Here is a 6,000-nt window from a genome sequence, read left to right as displayed (position 1 = left end):
CCCGTTCGCCACTGATCCACCCCGAAGGGCTTCACCGTTCGACTTGCATGTGTTAAGCACGCCGCCAGCGTTCGTCCTGAGCCAGGATCAAACTCTCCGTGAATGTCATCCGGATATCCGGAAAGCACCCGCGTTGAGCGGCACAGCAGCCAGCGGAATAGCCGACCCTGTGCACTGCGTCCTCGCTAGTGTTTACTACTCTATTTTTTCCCAAAGGAACCACGACCAACCACCACAAAAGCAGCTGGACGGGGTATCAACATTTGGCGTTGACTTTTGGCACGCTGTTGAGTTCTCAAGGAACGGACACTTCCTTCAGGCGGCTTTCACACCGACCCTCCGGGCGCTTCGTTCTGTTTCTCAGCTTAGCGGATTCCTGCTGTACAAGCCAATTCCGCTAATTCCCTGAAAAGCGGCACAGCAAAACAGAGCCATGCCATCTGATCAGGGGTTTCGTCGCCACAACTGTCTGCAGGGCAACTCGAAGAACACTACGCGACCCGTCACCCACCCGCAAACCGAGGTCGTTACGGCAGGCTGCGCCGGGGGCGCACGCCCCCGCGGCGTGGGAGGCGGTCGATCATGACCGGTACGCCGTCGCGCTGGTTGAGGCGCCGACGGCGGTCCGCGGTGCAGAAGAGGCAGGCGTTGTCGGCGGTGGGGTCGGTCGGCGCCCCCGGGTGGATGTCGCAGCCGGAGGTGTTGCGGGGGCGGGAGAGCTCGCGGGCCACGATGAAGGACTGGTGCACGGTGTCGGCCAGTTCCGTGAACTCGGCGTCGCTGGAACGCAGCGACAGGCCGTAGGCCACCTCCGTCGTCCTGCGAAGCAGCTGCTTGAGCAGCTCGAAGCTGTACGGGCCCTCCGGGACCGGGTAGCCGAGGTTGCTGGTGCGGGACGCGGGCCCCGGGACGCCGGCCGCCGTGGTGCCGCGGCGGCGGGCCTCGTTGCAGAGCAGGCAGCGGGTCCAGCCCTGGGGCGGCTCGGGGTCGATGGCACCGTTGGGGTGGCGGTCGCAGCCCGTGTAGGTCTTCGCCGGGGCGAGATTGCGGGCGATGGTGAAGAGGAGGTAGGTCTCGTCGGCCACCGTCTCCAACTCGGCCGGGTGCGCGTCCGCGTAGAGGGCGCGGACCGAGCCCTCGATGGCGGCGAGCTTGGTGCGCAGCTCGCCGAGCAGGAACGGCCTACCGGTGGGCACGGTGTACTGCTGGCCCCGCCTCGTCTCGTTCATGGCCCCAGCGTGCCACGCCCGCGCCCGTCGGATCCACGTTGTGCGGCGCGGTGCCGCACTGGTGTGCGGTGCTGGGCGCCCTGGGCGAAGCGCTGCGCCACGCCAAATGCCACGCCAAGTGCCGCGCCGAGTGCGGCGCTCTACCGCGCTAGGTCACAGGCAGCTCCGCGAGCAGGGTCCTGACCTGCGTCGCGAGCTGGTCGGCGGCGCAGGCCCCGGCCAGGACCAGGGCGCTGCGCAGTTGCTCGGCGGCTTCCTCGGGGCGGCCCGCGTCGCGCAGCGCCAGGCCGAGGTCGACGGCGGCGCGGGTGTGCTCGTACGGGGCGGTGCAGCGTTCGAACTGGGCCAGCGCGCGGGTCAGCAGGTCGAGCTTGCGCTCGCCCTCGGCGTACGAGGCGCAGGAGCGGAGCTCCATGCCGATGGCGGAGGCGGTGCCGTAGCGCTCGGCCCGGGCCAGGGCGTCCTCGGCCAGGGTTCGGGCCTGGTCCGGGTGGCCGAGCGCGGCGTGGGCCGCGGCCAGTGTCCGCTGCCAGCCGCACCAGCCGGGGTTGCTCATCTCCCGGCGGTCCAGCCGGTCCCCGGCCCCTGTGAGTTCGGCCACGGCGCCGTCCGGGTCGCCCAGGGTGAGCAGCAGTGCACCGCGCACGGTCTGCGAGTCCGGGAAGACCACGGCCGCCGAGTAGGGGGCCTGGAAGTGGTAGCGCTCGGCCAGCTCGCGTGCCTCTTCCACGCCGCCCCTGGCGAGCAGGACGGCGATCAGCGTGCCGACCGCGTACCAGTGCACCGGGATGCCCTCGCCGACGCGGTTGGCGGTCGCCAGGCCCTCGCGGGCGCTCTGCTCGGCCTCGGCCAGATTGCCGGTGCGGTAGCGGATGTAAGCCAGGATGGTGTGTCCGAAGGCGAGGTGGGCGCCGCGCCAGCCGGCCTCCTCGTACTCGGCGATGCCCTTGGCGAAGAACCGCTCCGCCTTCTCCGGCAGGTCGGCGAACATGTAGACGAGCGAGGCCAGGGTCGGTACCTCGAAGGCCCACTCCTGGTCGGTCCAGCTGAGGCCGCCCTGCTGCTGGGCCAGGTCGGCATAGTGGACCGCGGTCGCCACCGGTTCGCCGCGGACCACGGCGTCCCAGGCCCGCAGCCCGAACACATAGCGCTCGGCGATGCCGATGCGCTCCTCCTCGCGCTCCAGCAGCAGGGCCAGGTCGGCGAGCCGCTGGGAGCGGTCGCCGGAGCCCTGCTCCTCGGCGTCGAAGGCGCACCACATGAAGTTCCAGACCAGCAGCCGCAGCCGGGCCTGCGCCGAGTCGGCGGCATCGGCCGCGTCCGCCGTGGTCGATGCCGCTTCGAGCAGGTGGTTGCTGTGCGCCAGGGACTGGGCCAGCCGCACGGTGATGCCCTCGTGCAGCTGCTCCGAGCACACCGGCTGCTCCAGCGCCGCCCGCAGGTGGCCGACCGTGGCGGCCGGGTCGTAGAGCAGGGTGGAGCAGCCCAGTTCGAACAGCACCTCGGCCCGCTGGGCCGGGGACGGGGGCTCCTTGAGCGCCCTGGCCAGGCAGCGCTGCGCGGTCTCGGGTGCACCGGCCTGCATGAACAGCCGTGCGGCCGAGCGCAGTTGCTCGACCAGGGTGCTGTCGCCCTGCGGCGGGACCTCCAGCCAGTGCCGGGCCGCGGTGACCGGGCTGCCGCCCGCGCCCAGCACGGCCCAGCCGGCCTCGGCGTGCATTCCGGTCCTGAGCTCCTCGGGGATGCCCCGGTAGACCGAGGTGGCGACCAGCGGGTGGATGAACTCCAGGATCTGATGGCCGGTCAGTATCCGTTCCGCGCGCAGCCGGTCGGCGGCGTCGGCCGCGTCGGACGGCGAGAGCGAGGCGACCGAGGCGGCCAGTTCCAACGGGGTGTGGATGCCGAGCACCGAAACCGCCCAGGCCAGCCGCACCGAGGAGTGGCCGAGCCGCTCCAGCCTGGCGACCAGGCCGCTGCCCCGGTTGGCGGCGGCCAGCCCGCGCAGCAGCGGGCAGGACTCCTCGACCGGGGTGATGCCGCGTTCCAGGGCCTTGGCCAGCAGCTCGACCGTCTCGAACGGGTTGCCGCCGGTGACCGCCCACACCTCGCGGCAGAAGGCGTCGTCCGTCCGCACCTCGGGGGTTCCGAACATCCGGTTGACCAGGGCAGCGACCGCGTCCGGGGTGAGCGCGGCCAGCCCGAGCGGTTTGGTGCCGTTGCTGTCGGCGATGGTGCGGAAGGCGGCCGGGACCTCCGGCAGCTCGTCCGGCCGGTAGGCGACCACCAGCAGCACCGGCAGTTCGTCGACCCGTCCGGCGAAGGAGGCCAGCCAGCTCAGCGACTCGGCATCGGCCCAGTGCGCGTCGTCGACGACCAGGACCAGCGGGCCGTGCTGGATGGCGAGGTTGGTGACGATCCAGTCCAGGCCGTCGCGGACGCCCTGCGGGTCGGGCGCGACGGCGGCAGCGGCTCCGGCGACCGGGGCGGCGGCGGTCAGGCCGAGCGCCGGGCCGACGATGTCGTTCCAGCCGCCGAGCAGTTCCCGCTGCTGCTGCTCGCCCACCCGGGCCAGCAGTGGCCGCAGCAGTGTGCGCACCAGGTGGAAGGCGGACAGTTGCTCCTGCTCGCCGCCCCGGGCGGAGAGGGCCAGCAGACCGCTGTCGGTCGCGGTCCGTTGGACGGCGGCCAGCAGGCTGGTCTTGCCCAGCCCGGCCGCTCCGGTGTAGACCAGCAGCCGCCCGCCCGGGTCGGACGGGCCCGCGCCCGCCGCGAGGTCCGCCAAGGCCCGTCGCGCGGCCCCGAGTTCGCTGTCGCGTTCCAGCAACAACCCGGTCTCAGCTGCGTACTTACGCTCTGCCACGACTGTGAGCGTAGCGCGGAGCCGCGCGGCGGGCAGGGTGCTTGCGCACCTTCTCTCAGCCTCTCAGCGGTGCTCGAGCTCCGGCCGCGCCGCCTCGGCCGGGGCCTGAGCCGCCTGCTGCGCCGACTCCAGCCGCTCGGCCTTGCGGGAGGCGAGCAGGCTGGTCACCGTGGTGACCGCGAGCACGATGACGATGAAGCCGAGCGAGAAGGGGATGCCGATCTCCGGGGCCCAGTGCGCACCGGCCTCGTGCAGGGCGTGCAGCAGCAGCTTCACGCCGATGAAGCCGAGGATCACCGACAGGCCGTAGGAGAGGTGGACCAGCTTCTTCAGCAGCCCGCCGATCAGGAAGTACAGCTGGCGCAGGCCCATCAGCGCGAAGGCGTTCGCGGTGAAGACGATGTACGGGTCCTGGGTCAGGCCGAAGATCGCCGGGATGGAGTCCATCGCGAAGAGCACGTCGGTGGTGCCGATGGCCAGCATCACGATCAGCATCGGCGTGATCAGCCGCCGCCCGTTCTCCCGGACGAAGAGCTTGGTGCCGTGGTAGCGGTCGGTCGCGGGGAAGCGCTGCTCAACCGCCTTGAGCAGGCGGTTCTCCTCGAACTCCTCCTCCTCGTCGTCGTCCGACCTGGCTTCCTTGATCAGCTTCCAGGCGGTCCAGATCAGGAAGGCGCCGAAGAGGAAGAAGACCCAGGAGAAGCTGGCGATGATGGCGGCGCCGGCGGCGATGAAGACCGCGCGCAGCACCAGGGCGATCAGTACGCCCACCATCAGCACCCGCTGCTGGTAGATGCTGGGCACCGCGAACTTCGCCATGATCAGCACGAAGACGAAGAGGTTGTCGACGCTGAGCGACTTCTCGGTGATGTACCCGGCGAAGAACTGCCCGGCGGGTTCGGATCCCGAGTGCCACCAGAGGAACCCGCCGAAGGCGATCGCGAGCAGGACCCAGACCACGGTCCAGGCCCCCGCCTCCTTGAGCGAGACGTCGTGCGGCTTACGGCCGCCGATGAAGAAGTCGGCGGCGATGAGTGCGATCAGCACCCCGATGGTGGTGGCCCACATGGCCACGGACACGTGCATGAGTGATTGCCTCCGGAGGTCGTGACGGCCTGCCGGAGGTCTCCTCCGCCCACCGGTCCGCAGAAGCGGCCGGGTGGGCCGACATCTCCGGGCAGTGACCAGATCCGCTGCCGTGCTGACGGAGATGCCGTTCTAGGGAGTACTCCCCTCCGAGCTCCCATCTTCCCCAAGAGACGGTAAAACAGCGGTAAAGGTCATGCCCGGAGGCACGCCAGGAGAACGTCAGAGGTACGGCTGGATAGCCGGAAGCATGTCCTGGAAGGTCCGGCCGCGGGCGGGCGCGCCGATGGCCGACATCTGCCAGCCGCCGGCCGCGTCCCGCTGGACCTTGGCCATCACCTGGCCGGTGTGCGCACCGCCGCCGCTGAGGCTGTAGCGGGCGAGCTCCTGCCCGTTGGACTCGTCCACCAGGCGGCAGTGGGCGTTCTCGACCTCCTGGAAGGTCTGCCCGGTGTAGGAGTTCACCGTGAAGACGATCTGCTTGACGTTCTCGGGGACCCGGGAGAGGTCCACCAGGATCGACTCGTCGTCCTCGCCGCCCGCACCGCCGGTCAGGTTGTCGCCGGTGTGCCGGACCGACCCGTCATTGCTGACCAGGTGCTGGAAGAAGACCACGTCGACCAGGTTCTGCTCGCCGAACATCACCGCCGAGGCGTCCAGGTCGATCGACCGGGCCCGGCGGCCGAACAGGCCCTTGCGCGGAGCGGCCTGCCAGCCGAGGCCCATCCGCACGACCGTCAGCTCACCGCCGCCCGACTTCTTCAGGCTGACGCTCTGACCCTTGTTCAGACTCACCGACATGGTGCGCACCCTCCCCGTTCCGGA

Annotated in this window: 4 protein-coding genes and 1 rRNA gene; all 5 read right to left on the bottom strand. The window is 70.4% G+C overall.

What is annotated here, in order from left to right; all coding sequences use genetic code 11:
* Positions 1-103 (bottom strand): 16S ribosomal RNA (locus ACEZDG_RS37215); the annotation flags it as partial.
* A gap of 424 nt (positions 104-527) precedes the next feature.
* Positions 528-1,229 carry a hypothetical protein gene (locus tag ACEZDG_RS37210; RefSeq protein WP_380519265.1) on the bottom strand — a complete coding sequence of 234 codons (702 nt, stop codon included), beginning with the start codon at positions 1,227-1,229 and terminating at the stop codon, positions 528-530.
* 148 nt (positions 1,230-1,377) lie between these two features.
* Positions 1,378-4,089, bottom strand: coding sequence for an ATP-binding protein (locus tag ACEZDG_RS37205; protein ID WP_380519263.1), 2,712 nt, complete (start codon positions 4,087-4,089; stop codon positions 1,378-1,380).
* A gap of 63 nt (positions 4,090-4,152) precedes the next feature.
* The gene (locus tag ACEZDG_RS37200; RefSeq protein ID WP_380519261.1) at positions 4,153-5,175 is read right to left on the bottom strand and encodes a TerC family protein; all 1,023 of its coding nucleotides are present in this window, start codon (positions 5,173-5,175) and stop codon (positions 4,153-4,155) included.
* A 222-nt stretch (positions 5,176-5,397) separates the two neighbouring features.
* The gene (locus ACEZDG_RS37195; protein WP_380519259.1) at positions 5,398-5,976 is read right to left on the bottom strand and encodes a TerD family protein; all 579 of its coding nucleotides are present in this window, start codon (positions 5,974-5,976) and stop codon (positions 5,398-5,400) included.
* Positions 5,977-6,000: the final 24 nt, after the last annotated feature.

Source organism: Streptacidiphilus alkalitolerans (assembly GCF_042511045.1).
Lineage (GTDB): Bacteria > Actinomycetota > Actinomycetes > Streptomycetales > Streptomycetaceae > Streptacidiphilus > Streptacidiphilus alkalitolerans.
Note: the sequence above shows the minus strand (reverse complement) of the source record. Positions and strands in the feature narration are given on the sequence as shown.